At 54.1% G+C, this 25,004-nt stretch carries 20 protein-coding genes; 9 read left to right on the plus strand and 11 right to left on the minus strand.

Features of this window, described 5'->3' with window-relative positions:
* Positions 1 to 26: 26 nt before the first annotated feature.
* Positions 27 to 551: a hypothetical protein gene (locus MY052_RS19795; RefSeq protein ID WP_248537688.1), complete on the minus strand. Its 525-nt coding sequence runs from the start codon at positions 549 to 551 to the stop codon at positions 27 to 29.
* Between the two features lie 122 nt (positions 552 to 673).
* Positions 674 to 2,239, minus strand: coding sequence for a multicopper oxidase CueO (cueO, locus tag MY052_RS19800; RefSeq protein ID WP_248537689.1), 1,566 nt, complete (start codon positions 2,237 to 2,239; stop codon positions 674 to 676).
* Between the two features lie 143 nt (positions 2,240 to 2,382).
* Between cueO and MY052_RS19805 the strand changes: the two genes are divergently transcribed.
* Positions 2,383 to 2,730, plus strand: a complete 348-nt coding sequence (locus MY052_RS19805; RefSeq protein ID WP_035891920.1) for a YacC family pilotin-like protein — start codon at positions 2,383 to 2,385, stop codon at positions 2,728 to 2,730.
* Positions 2,731 to 2,763: 33 nt separating this feature from the next.
* Here the strand turns inward: MY052_RS19805 and yacL are convergent, their stop codons facing one another.
* Entirely contained in the window at positions 2,764 to 3,126 is a 363-nt protein-coding gene (yacL, locus tag MY052_RS19810; RefSeq protein WP_035891919.1) for a protein YacL, read from the minus strand.
* 352 nt (positions 3,127 to 3,478) lie between these two features.
* Between yacL and MY052_RS19815 the strand changes: the two genes are divergently transcribed.
* Positions 3,479 to 3,799 carry an excalibur calcium-binding domain-containing protein gene (locus MY052_RS19815; protein ID WP_202216475.1) on the plus strand — a complete coding sequence of 107 codons (321 nt, stop codon included), beginning with the start codon at positions 3,479 to 3,481 and terminating at the stop codon, positions 3,797 to 3,799.
* Positions 3,800 to 4,047: 248 nt separating this feature from the next.
* Here MY052_RS19815 and acnB read toward each other — a convergent pair whose 3' ends face one another.
* Positions 4,048 to 6,645: a bifunctional aconitate hydratase 2/2-methylisocitrate dehydratase gene (acnB, locus tag MY052_RS19820; protein ID WP_123650762.1), complete on the minus strand. Its 2,598-nt coding sequence runs from the start codon at positions 6,643 to 6,645 to the stop codon at positions 4,048 to 4,050.
* 466 nt (positions 6,646 to 7,111) lie between these two features.
* Between acnB and MY052_RS19825 the strand changes: the two genes are divergently transcribed.
* Entirely contained in the window at positions 7,112 to 8,770 is a 1,659-nt protein-coding gene (locus MY052_RS19825) for a DUF3300 domain-containing protein (protein WP_248537690.1), read from the plus strand.
* A gap of 11 nt (positions 8,771 to 8,781) precedes the next feature.
* Complete coding sequence (locus tag MY052_RS19830; protein WP_202216477.1) at positions 8,782 to 9,588, plus strand: DUF2950 family protein; 807 nt, start codon at positions 8,782 to 8,784, stop codon at positions 9,586 to 9,588.
* 60 nt (positions 9,589 to 9,648) lie between these two features.
* Here the strand turns inward: MY052_RS19830 and MY052_RS19835 are convergent, their stop codons facing one another.
* From MY052_RS19835 to pdhR, 5 genes are all read right to left on the minus strand, one after another.
* The gene (locus tag MY052_RS19835; protein ID WP_248537691.1) at positions 9,649 to 9,933 is read right to left on the minus strand and encodes a hypothetical protein; all 285 of its coding nucleotides are present in this window, start codon (positions 9,931 to 9,933) and stop codon (positions 9,649 to 9,651) included.
* Between the two features lie 322 nt (positions 9,934 to 10,255).
* Positions 10,256 to 11,680 carry a dihydrolipoyl dehydrogenase gene (gene lpdA / locus MY052_RS19840; protein ID WP_035897481.1) on the minus strand — a complete coding sequence of 475 codons (1,425 nt, stop codon included), beginning with the start codon at positions 11,678 to 11,680 and terminating at the stop codon, positions 10,256 to 10,258.
* A gap of 206 nt (positions 11,681 to 11,886) precedes the next feature.
* On the minus strand, positions 11,887 to 13,782 hold the full coding sequence (gene aceF / locus MY052_RS19845; RefSeq protein ID WP_115074870.1) for a pyruvate dehydrogenase complex dihydrolipoyllysine-residue acetyltransferase: 1,896 nt from the start codon (positions 13,780 to 13,782) through the stop codon (positions 11,887 to 11,889).
* 14 nt (positions 13,783 to 13,796) lie between these two features.
* Positions 13,797 to 16,460, minus strand: a complete 2,664-nt coding sequence (aceE, locus tag MY052_RS19850) for a pyruvate dehydrogenase (acetyl-transferring), homodimeric type (protein WP_035893076.1) — start codon at positions 16,458 to 16,460, stop codon at positions 13,797 to 13,799.
* A 155-nt stretch (positions 16,461 to 16,615) separates the two neighbouring features.
* On the minus strand, positions 16,616 to 17,380 hold the full coding sequence (gene pdhR / locus MY052_RS19855; RefSeq protein ID WP_035893074.1) for a pyruvate dehydrogenase complex transcriptional repressor PdhR: 765 nt from the start codon (positions 17,378 to 17,380) through the stop codon (positions 16,616 to 16,618).
* A 537-nt stretch (positions 17,381 to 17,917) separates the two neighbouring features.
* On the opposite strand from pdhR, the gene aroP reads away from it, so the two are divergent.
* The 3 genes from aroP to MY052_RS19870 all read left to right on the plus strand — a co-directional run bounded on the left by aroP (position 17,918) and on the right by MY052_RS19870 (position 21,892).
* The gene (gene aroP, locus MY052_RS19860; protein WP_115074868.1) at positions 17,918 to 19,285 is read left to right on the plus strand and encodes an aromatic amino acid transporter AroP; all 1,368 of its coding nucleotides are present in this window, start codon (positions 17,918 to 17,920) and stop codon (positions 19,283 to 19,285) included.
* A 247-nt stretch (positions 19,286 to 19,532) separates the two neighbouring features.
* Positions 19,533 to 20,942, plus strand: a complete 1,410-nt coding sequence (locus MY052_RS19865) for a glycoside-pentoside-hexuronide (GPH):cation symporter (protein ID WP_035893072.1) — start codon at positions 19,533 to 19,535, stop codon at positions 20,940 to 20,942.
* On the plus strand, positions 20,942 to 21,892 hold the full coding sequence (locus tag MY052_RS19870; protein WP_202216479.1) for a glycoside hydrolase family 43 protein: 951 nt from the start codon (positions 20,942 to 20,944) through the stop codon (positions 21,890 to 21,892). Before MY052_RS19865 ends, MY052_RS19870 begins: the two co-directional genes overlap by 1 nt.
* Before the next feature lie 81 nt (positions 21,893 to 21,973).
* On the opposite strand, the gene ampE is transcribed toward MY052_RS19870, so the two are convergent.
* Both ampE and ampD read right to left on the minus strand, forming a co-directional pair.
* The gene (gene ampE, locus MY052_RS19875; protein ID WP_248537692.1) at positions 21,974 to 22,828 is read right to left on the minus strand and encodes a beta-lactamase regulator AmpE; all 855 of its coding nucleotides are present in this window, start codon (positions 22,826 to 22,828) and stop codon (positions 21,974 to 21,976) included.
* Positions 22,825 to 23,385: a 1,6-anhydro-N-acetylmuramyl-L-alanine amidase AmpD gene (gene ampD / locus MY052_RS19880; protein WP_035893068.1), complete on the minus strand. Its 561-nt coding sequence runs from the start codon at positions 23,383 to 23,385 to the stop codon at positions 22,825 to 22,827. Before ampD ends, ampE begins: the two co-directional genes overlap by 4 nt.
* 98 nt (positions 23,386 to 23,483) lie before the next feature.
* Between ampD and nadC the strand changes: the two genes are divergently transcribed.
* Complete coding sequence (gene nadC, locus MY052_RS19885) at positions 23,484 to 24,377, plus strand: carboxylating nicotinate-nucleotide diphosphorylase (protein ID WP_248537693.1); 894 nt, start codon at positions 23,484 to 23,486, stop codon at positions 24,375 to 24,377.
* A 178-nt stretch (positions 24,378 to 24,555) separates the two neighbouring features.
* Positions 24,556 to 24,993 (plus strand): prepilin peptidase-dependent pilin, encoded by a 438-nt coding sequence (gene ppdD, locus MY052_RS19890; protein WP_248537694.1) that lies wholly within the window; start codon positions 24,556 to 24,558, stop codon positions 24,991 to 24,993.
* Positions 24,994 to 25,004: the final 11 nt, after the last annotated feature.

Here is a 25,004-nt window from a genome sequence, read left to right on the forward strand (position 1 = left end):
GCTACGAATATTGTGGCCCGGCCGATTTACTTATCAAACTTAATCGACAGCAGTGAAACCCTGGCCACATCCTTATATTGCCCTTCCAAATCTTTTGTCATGTTAAACGCGGCCTGCACGGCTTTATCGTTTTCTGACGTCACCAGCAGCATATTCAGGATATCAGTATCCGCCGCCTGAGAGCGGAAGGTAATCAACCACGCCTTATGCCCGTCCACCGTCACGGCTTCCGCCTGCGGTTTGAAGTTTTTCAGCATGTTCAGCGTCGCATCCTTTGCCACGTCGAGCTTGTCTGCGGGCAGCGCATGGCGACCGTTACTAAGGCCTAAAGACGCTTTACCGCGTTCATCGCCGTAGATCACCTGCGGGCGGTTTTCAGAAGGGTATTTGATTTTAGCCATGTCTTCAGGCATTGGTGTGAGCGTCTGCGGGATCTCGATGCTCAGCTTTAATTCAGGGATGTCTTTGCGTTCCATCTTCATGTCAGCGTGCGCCGATACCGCCACCAGCATGACAAAAGAGGCTGCCAGAGCCTTACCAAAGATAGCCATTCTTACCTCGTGATTAATCGTTAACCACCGGAGTATAGCGAGAAGTTCGCTGAATGATATGGCTGAAATCTGTATCTACCCCAGAGGGTTACCGGATAGCGAGGCCGCTATCCGGTGGCACGTTAAACGGTAAAGCCGAGCATCATGCCGGTATCTTCATGCTCCAGCAGGTGGCAGTGCGCCATATAGGCCTGCTCTTTCGGCGCGCTGTGGTCAAACTTCACCAGTACCTCGCTGACGCCGCCCTCAACACGAACGGTGTCTTTCCAGCCTGCGCGATGCGCCGCCGGTGGCTGACCGTTCTCGCGCAGGATGCGGAACTGGGTGCCATGAATGTGGAACGGGTGCAGCATCATGTCGCCCTCGCCGGAAATCACCCAACGCTCGTACTGCCCTTTAGCCGCGGCAAACATCGGCACGTTCATATCAAACGCTTTGCCGTTGATACGGTTCGCGTTGTGGAAGTCGAACCCACCGTCGCCGTGGTGCATATTACCCATTCCGCCGTGGTCCATTTTCATCCCACCGTGGCCCATCATGCCGCCGTGATCCATGCCGCCCATCGCCTGATTTCCGTACTTCTGCATCAGCGCCTGCATGCCCATCATGTCGAGCATCGGGTCCATTGAGAGCTGGAGCTTGCGTTCAGTCAGCCCATCCAGCGACGGCAGTGCAGGCACGGCTACGAGTGTATCCGGCAGCGTTGCTGACCCCGGAATGCCGATAGGCTGAACGTGCAGGACCGGCACCGCCTTATCGAACGGCGCGACGGCCATGCCCATCTGTGTCACAGGAAGGGTCAGGATATCGAACGGTTTGCCATCGCGGGCATCCACCAGCACTTCAAAACGTTCGCCCATCAGCATCGGCAGCTCACTGACTTTCACCGGCTCGGCCAGCAGTCCGCCATCGCTGGCAACCACATACATCGGGCGCTTATCGCTGGTCGCAATGGTCAGTGAGCGTGCATTACAGCCGTTCAGCAAACGCAGGCGCAGCCAGCCCCGTGGCGGCGTATGCTGCGGGTAGGTCACGCCGTTGGTCAGCAGCGTATCGCCAAACCAGCCCACCGCGGCGCTCATTACGTCCAGCTGATAGTCAATCTCACCGGCGGCGGTAAATTTTTTGTCCTGCATAATCACCGGCACATCGTCGATACCCCACTGTTTAGGCAGCATCAGTTTCTGGCTATCTACATCTTCGATGAGCACAAGGCCCGCCAGCCCCATCGCCACCTGATGCCCGGTTTTGCCGTGCTGATGCGGGTGGAACCAGCAGGTTGCCGCACGCTGGGTTGGCGTAAACGTGACGGTCCGACTGCCGCCAGGTTGGATAACCCCTTGAGGACCGCCGTCCACCTCACCCGGCACTTCCAGTCCGTGCCAGTGCACGGTGGTCTCTTCCGGCAGGGTGTTGTTAATTTTCACCGTAATGGGTTTACCCTGTTGCAGCTGAATAGCCGGCCCTAACAGGCTGCCGTTGTAGCCCCAGGTTGTCGCGGTTTTTCCCGCAAATTGCGTCTTTCCGGCCTGAACGGTCAGCAAGATCTGATTATTCGCATCGGCGGCAAGCAGGGGAGGAATGGGAAGCATGGTGCGCTCGGCGGCGAATACCGCACGGCTCCACAGAGGCAAGGCGCTGGCAACGCCGATAGCGGCGCTGAGTTTGATAAAATCACGACGATGCATCGTTACATCCTTTTCGGCTTCTGGTGATTAATTGAGCTTAAACCCTACCCCTGCGGGAAGGTCAAGCAGAAAGCTTTAAGAAAGCCTCCCGCCGCTTCTGGAAGTATGTTAACGTTGAATATCGACGATGTAAGGTAGAAGAAATGAAGACGTTTTTCCGAACGGTACTGCTTGGATCGCTGCTGGCGATGTCCAGTTCCAGTTATGCTTTAAGCGAGTCTGAAGCAGAAGATATGGCCGATCTCACGGCGGTATTTGTCTTCCTGAAAAACGACTGTGGTTACCAGAATCTACCGAACACGCAAATTCGTCGCGCATTAGTCTTTTTTGCCCAGCAAAATCAGTGGGATCTCAGCAACTACGACACCTTTAACATGAAGGCGCTAGGTGAAGACAGCTACCGCGATCTCAGCGGCATCGGCATTCCTACCTCGAAGAAGTGCAAAGCACTGGCTCGCGACTCTCTGAGCCTGCTGGCCTACGTGAAATAATGCGCGTCGCGGAGCCCACAGGCTCCGCATCCGTTAGCGCTGCTTGATAAACTCGCGATAGGCGGCAACGACCTGTAAAAAGTCCTCAACGCCGCACAGTGACAAGCTCTCTTCATCGTAGTAGCTCATCCCCTCTTCCATCTCATCGCCGGAAATCTCCAGCTGATTGGCGCGAACCATCACTTCTTCGCCGTCCAACCACAGGGTATATTCATGCCCCGCGCGCTGCCATGAGCGTTCGCTGCCTTTGACGGTACGTGCAGCCTGTTCCACTTCGTCCAGTAGCGTGAGGTTGTCTTTGACCTCTTCATTAAACCAGTGACCGACCACTTCGTGGCCCATCGACATACGTACTTTTACCCCTCCGGTAACGTCACGCAGAAATTCATAATCCATAATCTGTTCCTCTACAAAGGCAATGCGTCACCGCTGCATTGTACCTATAGGTAATTATCGCAGTTGGAGAGGATAAAAGCAGTACGATAGCCCGCAGAGTGGGAAAAAAACATCGCCGTAACCGCCCAGAGTATCACCACGTCGATGAGGCGATGTCAGAAGAATGTCTAATAGACCGTTTGTCATCGACGATCGCACGCTGAATATATTAACCAATCAACAAATTAATATAAATGGCGCACATCATTCGCCATGTAAATTACTTACACGTAGCCATTAATTAATAATTTTACAGCTATCATACTCATGTGATTATATAAACATTCTATTTCACCAAAGGAATGAAAATAAAATGAAAAAAACCGTCAAAACAATAATTATTTTATCTACTTTTTTAAGCACATATTCATACGCTTATGAATGCAACGGTCGCCATTACTGTAGTGAAATGGCGAACTGCGAGGAAGCCCAGTGGGTATTGAATAACTGTCCGGACCCTCGGATGGATGGCGATCATGATGGCATACCATGCGAACAGCAGCACTGTGGTGGATACCATCACTCCGAAATTGGAAACCAGAATCCAGCTATGCGAATTTTCAATAATAAACCGAACACATTTAATTATCTGGCATCAGTACAAACCCCAACATCAACAAATAATAACCAGTGAACATTAAATAATATAAATATTGAATGTAATGGCGAGATATATTATTCAAGAAAAAGCAGCAACATAATAAGCTTATCTTTCAATTGATTAAGTTTAAGTAATGTTCGGCATAGCATCAATATCAAGCCGTGCTTTAATATAAAAAAGGCGAGAGTTCAAACTCTCGCCTTTTTAGTAGCCCGGCCAAGCGTAGCGCCGCCGGGAATTTCCCGGAGTCGATGCTAACGCATCTCGTCCGGTCTACGTTCTTATACTGCGGTCTGGAAGATAACGCCGTCGGCTTTCTCAGTGTACTGAGAGAGCTGGTCGAAGTTCAGGTAACGGTAGGTGTCCACCGCCGTCTTATCAACCTGAGCCACGAAGGTCTGGTACTCTTCCGGGGTTGGCAGCTTGCCGATCAGCGCCGAAACTGCCGCCAGCTCCGCAGAGGCCAGGAAGACGTTCGCGCCGGTACCTAAACGGTTCGGGAAGTTACGGGTAGAGGTCGAAACGACCGTCGCACCGTCAGCTACGCGCGCCTGGTTACCCATACACAGGGAGCAGCCAGGGATCTCAATACGCGCACCGCTCTTACCGAACACGCTGTAGTAACCTTCTTCGGTCAGCTGAGCTGCGTCCATACGGGTTGGCGGAGCCACCCACAGGCGGGTCGGCAGCTGGCCTTTATGGTTATCCAGCAGCTTACCGGCAGCACGGAAGTGGCCGATGTTGGTCATGCAGGAGCCGATAAATACTTCGTCAATCTTCTCGCCCTGTACGTCAGACAGCAGACGCGCGTCGTCCGGATCGTTTGGCGCACACAGGATTGGCTCTTTAATGTCAGCCAGATCGATGTCGATCACCGCCGCGTACTCTGCGTCAGCGTCAGCTTCCAGCAGTTCAGGGTTCGCCAGCCATTTTTCCATGCCCTGAACACGACGTTCCAGCGTACGGCGATCGCCGTAGCCTTCCGCGATCATCCACTTCAGCAGAACGATGTTGGAGGTCAGGTACTCAACGATTGGCTCTTTGTTCAGCTTGATGGTACAGCCCGCAGCAGAACGCTCTGCGGAAGCATCGGTCAGCTCGAACGCCTGCTCAACTTTCAGATCCGGCAGACCTTCGATTTCCAGGATGCGGCCAGAGAAGATGTTTTTCTTACCTTTCTTCTCAACGGTCAGCAGGCCCTGGCGAATTGCATACAGCGGGATCGCATGAACCAGGTCACGCAGTGTGATACCCGGCTGCATTTTGCCTTTGAAGCGCACCAGTACAGATTCCGGCATATCCAGCGGCATCACGCCGGTCGCCGCAGCAAACGCCACCAGACCAGAGCCCGCCGGGAAGGAGATACCGATTGGGAAACGGGTATGGGAGTCACCGCCGGTACCCACGGTATCTGGCAGCAGCATACGGTTCAGCCAGGAGTGGATAACGCCGTCGCCCGGACGCAGGGAGACACCGCCACGGTTCATGATGAAGTCTGGCAGCGTGTGGTGCGTGGTCACGTCGACCGGCTTAGGATAGGCGGCAGTGTGACAGAAGGACTGCATCACCAGGTCAGAAGAGAAGCCCAGGCACGCCAGGTCTTTCAGTTCATCGCGGGTCATTGGGCCGGTGGTATCCTGAGAACCGACGGAGGTCATCTTCGGTTCGCAGTACGCGCCTGGACGAATACCTTTCACGCCACAGGCGCGGCCAACCATTTTCTGTGCCAGAGAGAAGCCGCGGCTGCTTTCCGCCACGTCTTTCGCCTGACGGAATACATCGCTGTGCGGCAGGCCCAGCGCTTCACGCGCTTTGGTGGTCAGGCCACGGCCGATGATCAGCGGAATACGGCCACCGGCACGTACTTCGTCGATCAGCACGTCGGTTTTCAGCTCGAAGGTTGCCAGCAGTTCGTCGGTTTCGTGGTTACGCACTTCGCCTTTGAACGGGTATACGTCAATGACGTCGCCCATGTTCAGATTGGAAACATCGACTTCAATTGGCAGCGCGCCCGCATCTTCCATGGTGTTGAAGAAGATAGGTGCAATTTTGCCGCCAAGGCACAGGCCGCCGCCGCGTTTGTTCGGTACATGAGGGATATCGTCACCCATGAACCACAGCACGGAGTTGGTCGCTGATTTACGGGAAGAACCGGTACCCACAACGTCGCCCACGTAGGCCAGCGGGAAACCTTTCTGCTGCAGTGCTTCGATCTGTTTGATCGGGCCAACGGCACCCGGCTGATCCGGGTCAATGCCTTCGCGGGCGTTTTTCAGCATCGCCAGAGCGTGTAGAGGAATATCCGGGCGGGACCAGGCATCCGGTGCCGGAGACAGGTCATCGGTGTTGGTTTCACCGGTCACTTTGAACACGGTAACGGTGATTTTATCTGCCAGCGCAGGACGGCTCAGGAACCATTCGGCATCGGCCCAGGACTGAACAACCTGCTTAGCGTAGGCGTTGCCCGCTTTGGCTTTCTCTTCTACGTCGTAGAAGTTATCGAACATCAGCAGAGTGTGAGACAGTGCTTTGGCAGCAATCGGTGCCAGCTTCGCATCGTCCAGGGCATCAATCAGCGGATGGATGTTGTAACCACCCTGCATGGTGCCTAACAATTCGATGGCTTTTTCTGGGGTAACCAGTGGGGAAGTGGCTTCGCCTTTCGCGACAGCGGCGAGGAAACCCGCTTTAACGTAGGCGGCTTCATCAACGCCCGGCGGTACACGGTTAGTTAACAGGTCTAACAGGAATTCTTCTTCGCCAGCAGGCGGATTCTTCAGCAGCTCAACCAGCGCGGCCATTTGGGTTGCATCTAAGGGTTTGGCAACAATCCCTTCGGCGGCACGCTCAGCTACGTGCTCACGGTATTCTTTTAGCACGACGGTATCTCCTCGCTCTCATTGTCATATGCGGTCGGCGATCTCTTCACGCTCCTGTGAGACAGCAGTTTGTAGGGTAAAAGCCCGGTACCGCGAGGCCAGCATAGCAGGATTTCAGAAGGGTGTTAATCTGTTTACAAAAAAGCAACATTAAATATTTGCTGAATCGTTAATGTTGATATAACAGATTAAAAAAAGCCGTTTTACGATGAAAAAAAACCATCGAAGCGCCGGGGTATTAAACATTTTGTTATGAAAGTATGACATCTAAGAGGATGAAAAACGGGCGATGCTGACGTCGAGGCGCGATTATTTTGCCCGCTCTTTGACAGTGTAAACTCTTGTCAGATTTCCCTACTCACCGCAAAAATCCCTGCTTTAATCAAAAAATAAACAACGGCCTCATTATACTCGCGGCATATCCGACTCCTCTGTTACGCACTGTGTAGTTCCCTGGAGAACCACCATGACTTTGCCCTTTAAGCCCCACTATATTGCGCTTATCTGCAGCGCCGGGTTACTTGCGGCCGCCGGCACGCTGTACGTCAAAAGCCGGGAGCCCGTCGCGCCCGACGCGCCGCCTGCGATGGCGGTAACAGCACCTGAAGCGGCCCCTGCCCCGGTCACCTACACCACCGCACAAATCACGCAGTGGGTAGCCCCTATCGCACTCTACCCAGACTCGCTGCTGTCGCAGGTGCTGATGGCCTCAACCTATCCGGATAGCGTGACGCAGGCGGTGCAGTGGTCGAAAGACCATCCCGGCCAGCAGGGCGATGCGGCGGTAAAAGCTGTGGCTAATCAACCGTGGGATGCCAGCGTGAAGTCGCTGGTCGCCTTCCCGCAGCTGACGGGCATGATGGGTGAAGATCCGCAGTGGGTGACCAACCTCGGTAACGCGTTCCTGGCGCAGCCACAGGACGTCATGGATGCAGTACAGAAACTACGCCAGCTCGCCCAGCAAACCGGCTCGCTGAAATCGACGCCGCAGCAAACGGTCACCACCGCCAAACGCGTGGCCTCCTCGACGTCCCCCCATTCCACCAACAGCGAGCCGACGGTTATCAAGATTGAACCGAGCAACCCGCAGGTGGTATACGTGCCGAACTACAACCCGACGGTGGTTTACGGCAGCAGTTGGCCTTATACCTCCGCGCCGCCGGTCTATCTGCCGCCACCTCCGGGGCAGCAGTTTGCCGACAGCTTTGTACGCGGTTTCGGCTATAGCCTTGGGGTAGCAACCACCTATGCGATTTTCAGCAACATCGATTGGGATGATGACGACCATCATCATCATGACGATGACCATCATGACGATCACGGCGGCCATCCATCGGGCTATCAGCACAATGGCGATAACATCAACATTAACGTGAATAACTTCAACAAGATTAGCGGGCAGAATATCAGCGGTCAGACGATGGGCTGGCAGCACAACCCGGCGTATCGCGGCAACACGCCGTACCCGAATAACAACGTGGCGCAGCAGTTCCACCAGACCAACGTGCCAGGTGGCCTGAGCGCTACGCATCAAACGCCGGGCGCGTTTGCACCTCATCAAACGGAAGCGGTCGGCGGGTTGAGCGCCACTCAGCACGCGCAGCCTAACCGCGACAGTCAGCGTCAGGCGGCGATGTCGCAGCTACAGCAGCGCACGCATATTGGTAGCGGCAATGCCAGCCCAGCCGGGCTGGGCTCCCGTGATGCCCAGCGTAACGCGGCAACACAGCAGTGGAATCAGGCCGCGCAGCGGAATAACTTCCGCGGCTACGACGCCCCAACCAGCCGAACGCCGAGCCATACGGTTTCGCAGCGCGCCGCAGCACAGCAGCATATTCAACAGTCGCATCCGCAGTTGAATGCGACCCAGCATCAGAATCTGCAAACGCATGAACGGTTAAACGGCCAGACACCGCATCTGAATGCTGGAATGATGGGTCAGAACAGCGCGCTGCGCGCCAACGGCGGCGGTCTGCGCAACACGGCGCTCAGCGGCAACGAAAGTCGCGCGCCATCATGGCAGGCGCAGCAGTCTCGAGGGCTACAGAGCCGCCACGCTTCCGGCCTTAGCGCTGAGCAACATAATGGCGGTATTGCCGGGCACCATGAGTTCCGTCGACGCTAAAGGATAATGTGATGAAAAAGCAGATACAGATAGCGCTGCTGGCGCTGGCGATGTCACCACTGATGGCGCTGGCGCAGCAAACCTTCGCCACCCCGGACCAGGCCGCAAGTGCGCTGGTCAACGCGGTCACGCAGAAAAACGATGCTGAGCTCGACAACCTGCTCGGCGATAACTGGCAGCAGTTCTTACCCCCCGACGGCGTCGATCAGGATGCCGTTGATCGCTTCCTGCGCGATTGGCAGGTTAATCACCGTATCGTCAATCAAGGTAATACCGCCTGGCTGGACGTCGGTAATGACGGTTGGCGATTACCGATTCCAATGGAAAAAAAGGCCGATGGGTGGGAATTCAACATGGCCGCGGGGAAAGATGAAATTCTGACGCGCGCCATCGGGCGTAACGAACTGTCAGCCATTGAGGCGATGCACGCCTACGTGGATGCCCAGCAGGACTACTACCAGTTGAACCATGCCTGGGCGCAGAAAATTATCAGTAGCGAAGGGAAAAAAGATGGCCTTTACTGGCCTATAGCGCCAGGAGAAACGCCAAGTCCCTTAGGGCCAAACTTCAGCCCAGCGGTACCAGGGGAAGGCTATCATGGCTACCATTTCCGCATTCTGCCTGAAGGCGATAAAGGCGACGTTGCCTTACTCGCCTGGCCCGTTGAATGGGGACAAACTGGCGTGATGAGCTTTATGATTGATCAAAACGATCGCGTTTATGAAGCCAATTTGGGCGCTGAGTCTGAACAGAAAGCGCAGGCGATTACCCACTTTGATCCCGATGCCAGCACGGGCTGGCAGGCGGTTGCAGAGTAAAAAAATGCCCGGCGGCGTCTGTACGCAGCCGGGTATTCTTCAAACAACGATACCGTTAACTTAGCCCTGATGCGGCATCAGTTCAGGGTGGCCTTTCACCGCCGGTTTGCTGCTGGTCAGCGCGGCTTCATCGGCGCTAATGCTGCCGGAGTTATCGGCCCACACCCCTTCCTGCGTTTTTGTTACCTGCTGATGCTCAGCGTTCAGGTTCTGTCCCATCGCAGCGATATGCGTACTTTCGGTACCGCCGCTGTTATCAGCCCACGGGATCGTTGCGTCGCTCGCAAAAGCCAATCCAGAAACCAGCGTTGCAGCTAAGGCTGCCGTCGTCAGAAACATTTTCATCGTCTCACACTCCAATTTATTAGCCTGCTATCAGTTTATATCGTGATTATTATTCAAGTTGCGGCAAGCGTTAACAGAACGTTTCGAGATTAAAGGGAGAGAAGAGGATGAAGGTGCCGAAAACATAGCGATAGCGTCGGAAAACTGTAACCCGCTTCGTAATCTTTGCTACGGTTAGACATAACTCGTTGGCAGAGAGCATAAAAAAAGCGGCCGTTAAGCCGCTTTTTTCTATGGTAGCCCGGACGAGGTGTTAGCCGACTCCGGGAGGACCGTGCGCTTCCCGGCGTCGCTATGCTCGGCCGGGTTACGGGTCAGAAGATTACTTCTTCTTCGCTTTCGCGTTCGGCAGGTCGGTAATGCTACCTTCAAAGATTTCTGCTGCCAGGCCAACAGACTCGTGCAGAGTCGGGTGAGCGTGGATGGTCAGCGCGATATCTTCAGCATCACAGCCCATTTCGATAGCCAGACCGATTTCACCCAGCAGCTCGCCGCCGTTGGTGCCGACAATCGCACCACCGATAACACGGTGAGATTCTTTGTCGAAGATCAGCTTGGTCATACCGTCTGCGCAGTCGGAAGCGATAGCACGGCCAGAAGCAGCCCACGGGAAGGTGGCGGTTTCATAGCTGATACCTTTCTCTTTCGCTTCTTTCTCGGTCAGACCAACCCAGGCAACTTCCGGATCGGTATACGCGATGGATGGAATCACTTTCGGATCGAAGTAGTGTTTCTGGCCTGCGATAACTTCAGCAGCAACGTGACCTTCATGAACACCTTTGTGCGCCAGCATTGGCTGACCGACGATATCGCCGATAGCAAAGATGTGCGGCACGTTGGTACGCAGCTGTTTGTCGACGTGGATGAAGCCACGGTCGTCAACTTCTACGCCAGCTTTGCCCGCGTCGAGGTTTTTACCGTTCGGTACGCGACCGATAGCCACCAGCACGGCGTCATAACGCTGTGCTTCAGCAGGTGCTTTTTTGCCTTCCATGGAAACATAGATACCGTCTGCTTTTGCTTCAACGGCGGTCACTTTGGTTTCCAGCATCAGGTTGAATTTCTTGCTGATACGTTTGGTGAAGACTTTAACGATGTCTTTGTCTGCAGCCGGGATAACCTGGTCGAACATTTCAACCACGTCAATCTCTGAACCCAGCGCATGGTACACGGTACCCATTTCCAGACCGATGATGCCACCGCCCATAACCAGCAGGCGTTTTGGCACTTCTTTCAGTTCCAGTGCGTCTGTAGAGTCCCAAACGCGTGGGTCTTCATGTGGAATGAATGGCAGTTCAATCGGACGGGAACCCGCCGCGATGATAGCGTTGTCGAAGTTGATTACGGTTTTACCGTTCTCGCCTTCCACTTCCAGGGTGTTTGCCCCGGTGAATTTACCCAGACCGTTTACCACTTTCACTTTACGGCCTTTGGCCATACCAGCCAGACCACCGGTCAGCTGAGTGATAACTTTCTCTTTCCAGGTACGAATTTTGTCGATATCGGTTTTCGGTTCGCCGAAGACGATACCGTGTTCAGCCAGCGATTTGGCTTCTTCGATAACTTTTGCAACGTGCAGCAGTGCTTTAGAAGGGATACAGCCAACGTTCAGACAAACACCACCGAGGGTGCTGTAACGTTCTACGATTACGGTTTCCAGACCTAAATCAGCGCAACGGAATGCAGCAGAGTAGCCCGCAGGACCTGCCCCAAGTACCACGACCTGAGTTTTAATTTCAGTACTCATCATGACCTCTATCATTTGTATCCGGCGGTCTGACGTTATAGTTATTACGCCCATCATCCACCGGGACGTTCTATCCGCGTGTATTTTACAAAATTGTTAACAATTTTTAAACAACAAACGGCAAACGATTTTGTCCTTTGTTGCTGATAACCCCAAATCATCCTGAGGTTATCAGAAAAAAGCCGGCCGTCTGGCCGGCTTTTTTATTACATCACCAGACGGCGAATGTCGGACAGCATGTTGTTGATGATGGTGATAAAGCGCGCACCATCAGCACCGTCGATCACGCGGTGGTCGAAGGAAAGAGAAATTGGCATCATCAGACGCGGCATAAACTCTTTACCGTTCCACACTGGCTCCATAGAGGACTTGGAGACACCGAGGATCGCCACTTCCGGCGCGTTAACAATCGGCGCGAAGTGGGTAGTACCCAGGCCGCCGATGCTGGAGATGGTGAAGCAACCGCCCTGCATTTCGCCAGCGGTCAGCTTACCGTCACGCGCTTTCTTAGAGATCACAGTCAGTTCACGGGACAGCTCGGTAATGCTCTTCTTGTTCACGTCTTTGAAGACTGGAACAACCAGACCATTTGGCGTATCAACCGCAACACCGATGTTGATGTATTTCTTCAGGGTCAGGCGCTGACCATCTTCAGACAGAGAGCTGTTGAAGCGCGGCATCTGTTCCAGAGCAGCAGCAACGGCTTTCATGATGAAGACTACTGGGGTGAATTTCACGTCCAGTTTACGTTTTTCAGCTTCGGCGTTCTGCTGTTTACGGAACGCTTCCAGATCGGTGATATCGGTCTTATCGAAGTGAGTAACGTGCGGGATCATCACCCAGTTACGGCTCAGGTTAGCACCAGAGATTTTCTGGATACGGCCCAGTTCCACTTCTTCGATTTCACCAAACTTGCTGAAGTCGACTTTCGGCCAAGGCAGCATGCCCGGGATACCGCCGCCAGCGGCTGCCGCAGGTGCAGCTTCAGCGCGTTTAACGGCTTCTTTCACGTAAGCCTGAACGTCTTCGCGCAGGATACGGCCTTTACGACCCGTACCTTTCACTTTCGCCAGATTAACGCCGAACTCGCGCGCCAGGCGACGAATCAGCGGAGTAGCGTGAACGTAAGCGTCGTTCTCAGCGAACTCGGTTTTACCTTCAGCCTTCGCAGCCGGTGCGGCAGCTGGTTTAGCAGCCTGAGCTGGTGCAGCAGCAGGGGCTGGAGCCGCCGCGGCTGCCGGAGCAGCAGCAGGTGCTGCGCCTTCCACTTCGAAGACCATAATCAGAGAGCCGGTAGACACTTTGTCGCCGGTGCTGATTTTGATTTCTTTCACGGTACCCGCGAACGGAGCCGGAACTTCCATAGAAGCTTTGTCGCCTTCTACGGTGATCAGTGACTGCTCAGCGGCAACTTTGTCGCCCACTTTCACCATCACTTCGGTGACTTCAACTTCGTCACCGCCGATATCCGGAACGTGAACGTCTTTCGCGCCCGCTGCTGCTGCCGGAGCCGCCGCAGCTGGAGCTGCTGCCTGCGCCGGAGCGGCTGCTGGAGCGGCACCCGCCACTTCGAAGACCATGATCAGGGAGCCGGTAGACACTTTGTCGCCGGTGTTCACTTTGATCTCTTTCACGGTACCCGCGAACGGTGCCGGAACTTCCATAGACGCTTTGTCGCCTTCTACGGTAATCAGAGACTGCTCAGCGGTCACGGTGTCGCCCACTTTCACCAGAATCTCGGTCACTTCAACTTCGTCACCGCCGATGTCTGGAACGTGTACGTCTTTTGCCGCTGCAGCAGCAGGTGCTGCCGCTGGAGCCGCTTCTTTCTTCTCTTCTGCCTTAGCAGGTGCAGCAGCTGCTGCACCGTCGGCGGAATCGAAAATCATGATCAGTTTGCCGGTCTCAGTTTTGTCGCCAACAGAGACTTTGATCTCTTTAACGATACCAGCCTGAGGAGACGGAACTTCCATAGAGGCTTTATCGCCTTCTACGGTGATCAGCGACTGTTCAGCTTCAACTTTGTCGCCTACTTTGACCAGGATCTCGGTGATTTCAACTTCATCAGCCCCGATGTCCGGTACATTGATTTCGATAGCCATTATTCTTTTACCTCTTACGCCAGACGCGGGTTAACTTTTTCTGCATCGATGTTGAATTTGGTAATTGCTTCCGCAACCACTTTCTTATCGATTTCGCCACGTTTAGCCAGTTCGCCCAGTGCCGCTACTACCACGTAAGAAGCATCAACTTCGAAGTGGTGACGCAGGTTTTCACGGCTGTCAGAGCGGCCAAAGCCGTCGGTACCCAGTACGCGGTAATCATCAGCCGGTACATAAGTACGAACCTGCTCAGCAAACAGTTTCATATAGTCGGTGGAGGCTACCGCTGGCGCGTCGTTCATCACCTGAGCGATGTAAGGCACGCGTGGGGTTTCCATTGGGTGCAGCATGTTCCAACGCTCACAGTCCTGACCATCACGAGCCAGTTCAGTGAAGGAAGTTACGCTGTACACATCGGAGCCAACGCCGTAGTCGTTCGCCAGGATCTGCGCTGCTTCACGTACGTGACGCAGGATAGAACCGGAGCCCAGCAGCTGAACTTTACCTTTGCTACCTTCGATGGTTTCGAGTTTGTAGATACCTTTACGGATACCTTCCTCGGCACCTGCTGGCATCGCCGGCATGTGGTAGTTTTCGTTCAGCGTGGTGATGTAGTAGTAAACGTTCTCTTGTTTCTCACCGTACATGCGCTCCAGACCATCGTGCATGATGACCGCCACTTCGTACGCGTAAGATGGATCGTAAGAGATACAGTTCGGGATAGTCAGAGACTGAATATGGCTGTGACCATCTTCGTGCTGCAGACCTTCACCGTTCAGCGTCGTACGACCGGAAGTACCACCTACCAGGAAGCCGCGAGCCTGCTGGTCGCCAGCCTGCCAGCACAGGTCACCGATACGCTGGAACCCGAACATGGAGTAGTAGATGTAGAACGGAATCATCGGCAGGTTGTTGGTGCTGTAAGAGGTCGCAGCCGCCAGCCAGGATGCGCCAGCACCCAGTTCGTTGATACCTTCCTGCAGAATCTGGCCTTTCTCGTCTTCTTTGTAGTATGCAACCTGCTCGCGGTCCTGCGGGGTGTACTGCTGACCGTTCGGGCTGTAGATACCAATCTGACGGAACAGACCTTCCATACCAAAGGTACGCGCTTCATCGGCGATGATCGGCACGAGGCGGTCTTTGATGGATTTGTTCTTCAGCATCACGTTCAGAGCACGTACGAACGCGATAGTGGTAGAGATCTCTTTGTTCTGCTCTTCCAGCAGCGGGCCGAAATCTTCCAGGGTCGGCAGCTCCAGCTTCTCATCGAAGTTAGGCTGACGGCTTGGCAGGTAGCCATGCAGTTTTTCACGCTGGGCGTGCAGATAGGTGTGTTCTTCAGAACCTTCTGGGAAGGTAATGTAAGACAGTTTTTCAACCTGCTCGTCGGTAACAGGAACGTTGAAACGGTCGCGGATATAGCGCACGCCGTCCATGTTCATTTTCTTAACCTGGTGAGCGATGTTTTTACCTTCAGCGGTGTCACCCATGCCGTAACCTTTAATGGTATGGGCGAGGATTACGGTTGCTTTGCCTTTGGTTTCCTGCGCTTTTTTCAGTGCAGCGTAGACTTTCTTCGGATCGTGACCACCACGGTTCAGGGCCCAGATCTGCTCGTCAGTCCAGTCGGCAACCAGCGCTGCGGTTTCTGGATATTTACCGAAGAAGTGCTCACGTACGTAAGCGCCGTCTTTGGATTTGAAGGTCTGGTAGTCGCCGTCAACGGTTTCGTTCATCAGCTGGATCAGTTTACCGCTGGTGTCTTTACGCAGCAGCTCATCCCAACGACCGCCCCAGATAACCTTGATAACGTTCCAGCCAGCACCCGCGAAGATACCTTCCAGTTCGTTAATGATTTTGCCATTACCGGTAACCGGGCCATCAAGGCGCTGCAGGTTACAGTTGATAACGAAGACCAGGTTGTCCAGTTTTTCACGGGTCGCGATGGTGATAGCACCCTTAGATTCTGGCTCATCCATCTCGCCGTCGCCCAGGAAGGCGTAAACGGTTTGTTTGGAGGTGTCTTTCAGACCACGGTGTTCCAGATATTTCAGGAATTTAGCCTGGTAGATAGCACCGATAGGACCCAGACCCATAGATACGGTCGGGAACTGCCAGAAGGTTGGCATCAGTTTCGGGTGCGGGTAAGAAGACAGACCTTTACCGTGAACTTCCTGACGGAAGTTGTTCATCTGCTCTTCGGTCAGACGGCCTTCCAGGAACGCACGTGCGTAGACGCCCGGAGAGATGTGACCCTGGAAGTAAACCAGATCGCCGCCATCCTGCTCGTTGCGCGCACGGAAGAAGTGGTTGAAGCACACTTCGTAGAAGGTCGCAGAAGACTGGAAGGAAGCCATGTGGCCGCCCAGCTCGAGGTCTTTTTTAGACGCACGCAGCACGGTCATGATGGCGTTCCAGCGGATAGCAGAACGAATACGACGCTCCAGCTCCAGATTACCCGGGTATTCCGGTTCATCTTCAACGGCAATAGTGTTGACGTAACCGCTAGCACCTGCACCCGCAGCTACCTGAACGCCACCTTTGCGGGCTTCAGAAAGCAGTTGGTCGATAAGATACTGAGCACGCTCAACACCTTCTTCACGGATGACCGATTCGATCGCCTGTTGCCAGTCGCGAGTTTCGATCGGATCCACGTCATTGAGTAAACGTTCTGACATGGGTTATTCCTTATCTATCTAGTACGTTGATTTGTCTGGAACCTGTCCCATTGTGTTTTCGTAGGAAAGCACAATAAGACAGGTTCTGCGTTTAGTTGCCGCGCGCTAATGGCGCATTTCCACATTTCCCGGTCGAACGACTGCCGGAAAAAATATTAATCCTTTCGCTGCTGGAGACGACGTAACGAGCGCTCACGGCGGCTCTGTTCACGGCTTCTATCCAGCAAAATCTCTTCGATGAAGGCCAGGTGGCGGTGTGACGCTTCACGCGCCTGCTCGGGCTCGCCTGCCATGATCGCTTCAAAGATGCTTGTACGGTGGTCGCTGACCAGTGGGAGCATCTCCCGACGGGCATACAGCAACTCAAAGTTCTGACGAACGTTTTGCGCCAGCATAGGCTCCATACACCGTAGCAGATGCAGCAGTACTACGTTGTGGGCGGCTTCGGTGACCGCAATTTGATACTGGACGACGGCGTCAGATTCAGCGTCGAGGTCGCCCGACTGCTGAGCCCGTTCGATGGCCTGATGCAGCTCGCGAATGCGTACGCGATCTTCATCAGTGCTGCGCAGTGCCGCGTAATAAGCCGCGATACCTTCAAGCGCGTGACGGGTCTCAAGCAGATCAAATTGGGATTCAGGGTGATCGGACAGAAGCTCAACCAGCGGGTCGCTGAAGCTCTGCCATAGGCTGCTTTGAACAAAAGTCCCGCCGCCCTGGCGACGAAGCAGGAGCCCTTTGGCTTCGAGGCGCTGGATAGCCTCACGCAGCGAAGGGCGAGAAACGTCGAACTGTTTCGCCAGTTCACGTTCAGGTGGAAGTTTTTCGCCGGGGCGTAATGTCCCCTCAAGGATCAAAAACTCCAACTGCTGCTCAATCACATCGGATAGTTTTGGTTGGCGGATTTTGCTGTAGGCCATTGTTCCCTGTCTCTGCCATTAGCCCGGAGTCAATTGGTCTTACCAATTTCAAGTTCGTAGCGCTAAAGTAACAAAGTATTCACCTTATGTCCATACAGGTTTTGATTGAAATCAGTAAACCCGGCACTTTTTAACAACATTACAGAAATGATGTTTCAGAAATGTAACTTTGCACAAAAAATAACTTTACCCATAAAGAAGTACAGTTAACTAAATAAAAACAAAAATACGCAAACTGAACCGTTTCAATAAACCAATAAATGAATATTAATTCATTAAAATACAATAAATACTCATAAAGTAGTCGATGTAATACTTGCAGGCCATCGTGACAGCTGTCGGCTTTTTATCCAACCCGTCATCATCCCTTCATAAAGCAGGTGCATTCCGCCGCGCTTACCACTATTCTGCTGATGACGAAAGAGCCTTACCTCTTTTTAAGAAATGCTTTTCGTAAACATAACAATACAGAAAACGGAATTTCTTAAGTACATACGCAAACAGCGTCACAATAATAACCACACACGAGGTTTCACAATGGAAGGTCAACAGCAAGGCGCACAGCTCAAGCGCGGCCTTAAGAACCGCCATATACAGCTGATCGCTCTGGGCGGCGCTATCGGCACAGGCCTGTTTCTCGGCAGCGCCTCCGTTATCCAATCGGCGGGTCCAGGTATCATTCTGGGTTACGCTATCGCGGGCTTTATTGCTTTTATGATCATGCGCCAGCTTGGCGAAATGGTGGTTGAAGAGCCGGTCGCCGGCTCATTCAGCCACTTTGCCTATAAATACTGGGGCAATTTCGCCGGTTTCGCATCGGGCTGGAACTACTGGGTGCTGTACGTACTGGTTGCCATGGCGGAACTGACCGCCGTGGGGAAATACATCCAGTTCTGGTGGCCTGAGATCCCAACCTGGGTATCGGCGGCGGTCTTCTTTATTGCTATCAACCTCATCAACCTGAGCAATGTAAAAGTGTTCGGTGAGATGGAGTTCTGGTTCGCCATTATTAAAGTGGTTGCCGTTATCGCCATGATCCTGTTCGGCGCGTGGCTGCTGTTTAGCGGCACCGCAGGCCCGCAGGCTACCGTACGCAACCTGTGGGAACAGGGCGGCTTCCTGCCTCACGGCTGGATGGGGCTGGTGATGATGATGGCAATCATCATGTTCTCCTTCGGCGGACTTGAGCTGGTCGGCATTACCGCAGCAGAAGCGGATAACCCAGAGCAGAGCATTCCAAAAGCCACCAACCAGGTTATCTACCGTATTCTGATTTTCTATGTGGGCTCACTGGCGGTGCTGCTCTCTCTGATGCCGTGGACCCGCGTCACCGCCGACGTCAGTCCGTTCGTGCTTATCTTCCATGAACTGGGTGACTCGTTCGTGGCGAATGCCCTGAACATCGTGGTGCTGACCGCAGCGCTGTCCGTGTACAACAGCTGCGTATACTGCAACAGCCGCATGCTGTTCGGCCTGGCGCAGCAGGGTAACGCCCCGAAAGCGCTGCTGAGCGTGGATAAACGTGGCGTACCGGTGAACACCATTCTGGTTTCCGCCGTTGTCACCGCCCTGTGCGTCTTGATCAACTACCTGGCACCAGAGTCCGCGTTCGGCCTGCTGATGGCGCTGGTCGTCTCCGCGCTGGTCATTAACTGGGCGATGATTAGCCTGGCCCACATGAAGTTCCGTAAAGCCAAACAGCAGCAGGGCGTGACCACTCGTTTCCCGGCGCTGTTCTATCCGTTAGGGAACTGGATTTGCCTGATCTTCATGGCCGCCGTTCTGGTCATCATGGTGATGACACCGGGTATGGCTATCTCGGTATGGCTGATTCCGGTGTGGATCATCATTCTGGGCATCGGCTTTATGTTTAAACAGAAAAGCGCCAAAACCGCAAAAGCCTGATACTCGCGGTAGCCCGGCCGAACGAAGTGACGCCGGGACGACCCCGCAGTCGCGCTATCGCACCTCGTCCGGGCGACTCAATTATGCACAGGCCTCTCCATACGGAGAGGCCTTCTTCCTTGATGTTACCTGCTTCACACATTCCTCCGCGCAGCAATATTATCCATATCAACAACGTTATCCTGCTACGCATATATCTCTTCCGCAGCCAATAATCTTCTCCATACACCTCAAGAGAGATCTGGCGATGAACTCAAGTAAACTGTCAGTTAAAGAGAAGATTGGTTATGGCATGGGCGACGCGGGATGTAACATCATCTTCGGCGCTATCATGCTGTTCGTTAACTACTTTTATACCGATATTTTTGGTTTGGCCCCGGCATTGGTCGGCGTGTTGTTACTGTCTATTCGCGTGATCGATGCCGTCACCGACCCAATTATGGGCGCAATGGCCGACCGAACGCGCAGTAAATACGGTCGCTTTCGTCCATGGCTGCTGTGGATAGCCTTCCCCTATGCGCTGTTCAGCGTGCTGATGTTCACCACGCCAGAATGGAGCTATAGCAGCAAAGTTATCTATGCCTTTGTCACCTATTTCCTGCTCTCGATCACCTATACCGCCATCAACATCCCTTACTGCTCGCTCGGTAGCGTTATCACCAACGACCCGAAAGAGCGCGTGGCCTGCCAATCCTACCGCTTCGTGCTGGTCGGCATTGCCACCCTGCTGCTGTCGCTGACTCTGCTGCCAATGGCCGACTGGTTCGGTGGCGCGGATAAAGCCAAAGGCTACCAGATGGCGATGACCGTGCTGGCATTCATCGGCATGTGCATGTTCCTGTTCTGCTTTGCCACCGTGCGTGAACGCGTACGCCCGGCGGTACAGACCAACGATGAACTGAAGCAAGATTTAAAAGACGTCTGGAAAAACGACCAGTGGGTTCGCATTCTGCTGCTGACGCTGTGCAACGTCTGCCCGGGCTTCATTCGCATGGCCGCAACTATGTACTACGTTACCTGGGTCATGGGTGAAAGCACCCACTTCGCCACTATCTTCATTAGCCTTGGCGTCGTGGGCATGATGATCGGCAGCATGCTGGCAAAAGTCCTGACCGACCGCTGGTGCAAACTGCAGGTCTTCTTCTGGACTAACATCGCGCTGGCAATTTTCTCCATCGCGTTCTACTTCTTCGACCCACACGCCACCATGTTGATTGTGGTGCTCTACTTCCTGCTGAACGTGCTGCACCAGATCCCCTCCCCGCTGCACTGGTCGCTGATGGCGGACGTGGACGACTATGGCGAGTGGAAAACCGGTAAACGTATTACCGGTATCAGCTTCTCCGGGAACCTGTTCTTCCTGAAAGTGGGCCTGGCCGTCGCGGGCGCAATGGTCGGCTTCCTGCTCTCCTGGTACGGTTATGACGCCGGTGCAAAAGCGCAGAGTGACACCACAATCAACGGAATTATGCTGCTGTTTACCGTTATTCCAGGCGTAGGTTATCTCATCACTGCGGGCGTTGTACGCCTGCTGAAAGTCGACCGTACGCTGATGAAACAGATTCAGGAAGATCTGGAAAAACGCCGCACTAACTATCGCGAACTGAATGAATACCAGCAAGAATTGAAAACGACCGAACACGTAAGGAAAGCCTGATGAAGAATTGGCCGAATCCCTTTATTGAGCAGCGCGCAGACCCTTTTATACTGCGCCATCAGGGAGAGTATTACTTTATTGCCTCCGTACCGGAATACGACCGGCTGGAGATTCGCCGCGCCGATAGCCTGGATGGGCTGCGAACGGCGACGCCTGTCGTTGTCTGGCGCAAACCAGAGACCGGGCCGATGAGCAACCTCATCTGGGCTCCCGAGCTGCACGCTATCAACGGTAAATGGTATATCTACTTCGCCGCGGCGCACACTCAGGCGCTTGATAAGCTGGGAATGTTCCAGCACCGCATGTTCGCGCTGGAATGTAGCGATGCCGATCCGTTAACCGGCACATGGGTAGAGAAAGGACAGGTCAAGACGCCGTTTGATACCTTCTGTCTGGATGCCACCACTTTTCAGCACCAGGGCAAACAGTGGTATCTCTGGGCGCAAAAATCACCGGACATCACCGGTAACTCCAATCTCTACCTGGCCGAACTAGAAAACCCGTGGACCATTAAAGGCGAGCCGGTACTACTTAGTAAGCCGGAGTTTGACTGGGAGTGTCGGGGTTTTCTGGTCAACGAAGGCCCCGCCGTGCTGGTCCACGACGATCGACTCTTTATCAGCTATTCCGCCAGCGCGACCGACGAAAACTACTGCATGGGCCTGCTGTGGATTGATAAAGATGCCGACATGACGAAGCCTGCCAACTGGCATAAATCCCCGCAGCCGGTCTTCACCACCAGCTACGAGAATCGCCAGTATGGGCCGGGGCATAACAGCTTTACGCAAACCCCTCTTGGGGAAGATGTGCTGGTCTATCACGCGAGGAATTATACGGAGATTGAAGGCGACCCGCTGTACGACCCGAATCGCCATACGCGCCTGAAGACGGTGCGCTGGAAAGAAGATGGGATGCCTGACTTCGGTATTCCACCGGCAGATACCCAGTAAGTCTTTCTCGCCCGCAGTGACCTGCGGGCATTTTTTGTAGCCCGGACGAGACGTTTACGTCGACTCCGGGAAGGCACTCAACTACACCAACGTCCCATAAATCGTCAGCAGCGCCATCATCACTACCACCGCATACGACGTCTTCTTCGCCATCGACACCGCCGCCTTTGGCGTTGCCACCTTATCCACATGAGGCGCGCGCGCGAGCGAATACTGCGCCAGATGGGTCAGCACCTGATATTGCGAAGAGTGGCGGTCGCCGAGCGAGGCAAACCATGCGGGAAGCGCTTTTTCACCGTGACCAACCAGCGCGTAAACCACACCCACCAGACGAACCGGAATCCAGTCCACCACGTGTAGAATGGCATCAATACCCGACTGCAAACGCTGGTGCGGCGTCTGATAACGCGCCAGCCAGGACTGCCAGGAGCGTAAGAATGCGTATCCAATCAGCGCCACCGGCCCCCATGAGCCGCCGACCACAAACCAGAAAAGCGGGGCCAGATAGTAGCGGTAGTTAATCCACAGCAGCGCGTTTTGCAGCTCGCGCAGGAACTCACGTTCATCGCAGCCCGCCGGTACGCCGTGGATCATCGTCAACTCACTGGCCATCGCCTCACGTGCATGGGCGTCATCACGGGATGCCGCTTTGAGATACGCGTGGTAATGCATCCGCACGCGACCCGCGCCAATACACAGCAGACCTAGCGCAATCCAGAACAATAATAATGGAACGTTAAACAGCACGCCTTCCAGCGCACGCTGGATAATTCCCACAATCACCATCGCAACGATGGTCATCACCAGCGTTCCAGCCATGGAATAGTGTTTCACGCGCCGGAACAGCGTCTCCAGACGGTGATCGAGCTGCCAGTGCTCGCCAAGCTTAAACAGCCGCTCCGCAAATAAAACCAGAAGCGTGGTAAACAGCGTCATGTCATCTCCTTATTCGACGGGGTGACCAGTGCGCGAAAACGGGCCCAGTCAAACGCCGGGCCGGGGTCAGTTTTACGCACAGGCGCAATATCACAGTGGCCGGTCATATTATCGGCAATCGCGGGATACTCGCGAATCAGCAGCTGGGTTAACGCCGCCAACTGCTGGTACTGTTCATCGGTATAGGCCAACGTATCGGTGCCTTCAAGCTCAATACCGATAGAAAAATCATTGCAGCGCTCGCGGCCATGATAGGAAGAGACTCCAGCATGCCAGGCGCGCTTATCAAAAGGAACGTACTGCACAATTTCGCCATCACGGCGAATCAGACAGTGGGCAGAAACGCGCAAATGGGCGATTTCAGCAAAGAATGGATCGGCATCTGGGTCAATCGTGCCGGTAAACAGCGCGTCTATCCACGGGCCGCCAAACTGGCCAGGTGGCAGACTAATATTATGCACAACCAGCAATGAAGGTGCTTCATCCTCCGGGCGACCATCATGGTGTGGGGATGGCACGTGCCGAACGCCCACCAGCCAGCCCTTATCTAACTGCATTGAGGATCTCCTTATAAATGGCTTATATGTGGTTATGCTAGACGGTTCAGAGTAGCATGTTTCAAACTTTCGCATCGTTACCAATTTGGAGCTTTATTATGCCGCCTCGCCGTTATAACTCAGACCATCGACGTGACGCGCTACTTGAACGTATCAACCTCGATATTCCCAACGCGGTCGCCCAAGCGCTGCGCGAAGATTTGGGAGGAGAAGTTGATGCCCATAATGATATTACCGCACAACTGCTGCCAGAAAACAGCCATTCTCACGCCGTCGTTATCACCCGTGAAGACGGCGTATTTTGCGGCAAACGCTGGGTGGAAGAGGTCTTCATTCAGCTGGCCGGCGATGACGTGATGCTCACCTGGCACGTCGCCGACGGCGACGCGGTGAAAGCCGACCAGCCGCTGTTTGAAATCGACGGTCCTTCCCGTGTTCTGCTGACCGGTGAACGCACCGCGCTGAATTTCGTGCAAACGCTCTCCGGCGTAGCCAGTGAAGTCCGCAAATATGTCGAACTGCTGGAAGGTACCCACACCCAACTGCTGGATACCCGTAAAACGCTTCCGGGCCTGCGTACCGCGCTGAAATATGCGGTGCTGTGCGGCGGCGGTGCAAATCACCGACTGGGACTCTCCGATGCTTTCCTGATTAAGGAAAACCATATTATTGCCTCTGGCTCCGTACGTCAGGCGGTGGAAAAAGCCTTCTGGCTGCACCCGGATGTGCCGGTAGAAGTTGAAGTGGAAAGCATTCAGGAACTCACTGAAGCGCTGAAGGCCGGAGCAGATATCATCATGCTTGATAACTTTGACACCGAGCAGATGCGCGAAGCGGTGAAAATGACGCAGGGTCAGGCGCAGCTGGAGGTCTCCGGCAACGTCACCTTTGATACCATCCGCGAATTTGCCGAAACCGGCGTGGACTATATCTCCGTTGGTGCGCTGACCAAGCACGTCCGCGCCCTCGACCTCTCTATGCGTTTTCGCTAAATCCTTTCAAATGCCCTCCTCCGCGAGGGCATTTTTTCGAGTCTGATTCCAGTTCCACGCCATTTCACTGCAACGCCATCAAAAAGCGTGGAATACGCCTTCCTGTCTCTATTTTCATGCCTCGAACGCCCTTCAGGGTTCTGACACAGTAGCCCCAAGATTCAACAAGGGGCATATCATGGAAAAACAAAAGGGCTTCACGCTTATCGAACTGATGGTGGTTATCGGCATTATCGCCATTCTCAGCGCTATTGGCATACCGGCCTATCAGAACTACCTACGCAAAGCCGCACTCACCGACATGCTGCAAACCTTTGTTCCCTATCGCACTGCAGTCGAACTCTGCGCGCTCGACCGCGGCGGCGTAGATAACTGCGATGCAGGTAGCAACGGCATCCCTTCCCCCACGACGACTCGCTATGTGTCGGGGATGAACATTGCCAAAGGAATGGTCTCCCTCACCGGGCAGGAAAGCCTTAACGGGCTAAGCGTCACGCTGGTTCCTGGATGGGATAACGCCAACGGCATTACCGGCTGGCAGCGAACCTGCGATATCCAGAATGACAGCGCACTGCAGCAAGCATGTGAAGATGTCTTCCGTTTTGACGTGCAATAGCCGGAGACGCC

Source organism: Kluyvera ascorbata (assembly GCF_023195735.1).
Lineage (GTDB): Bacteria > Pseudomonadota > Gammaproteobacteria > Enterobacterales > Enterobacteriaceae > Kluyvera > Kluyvera ascorbata.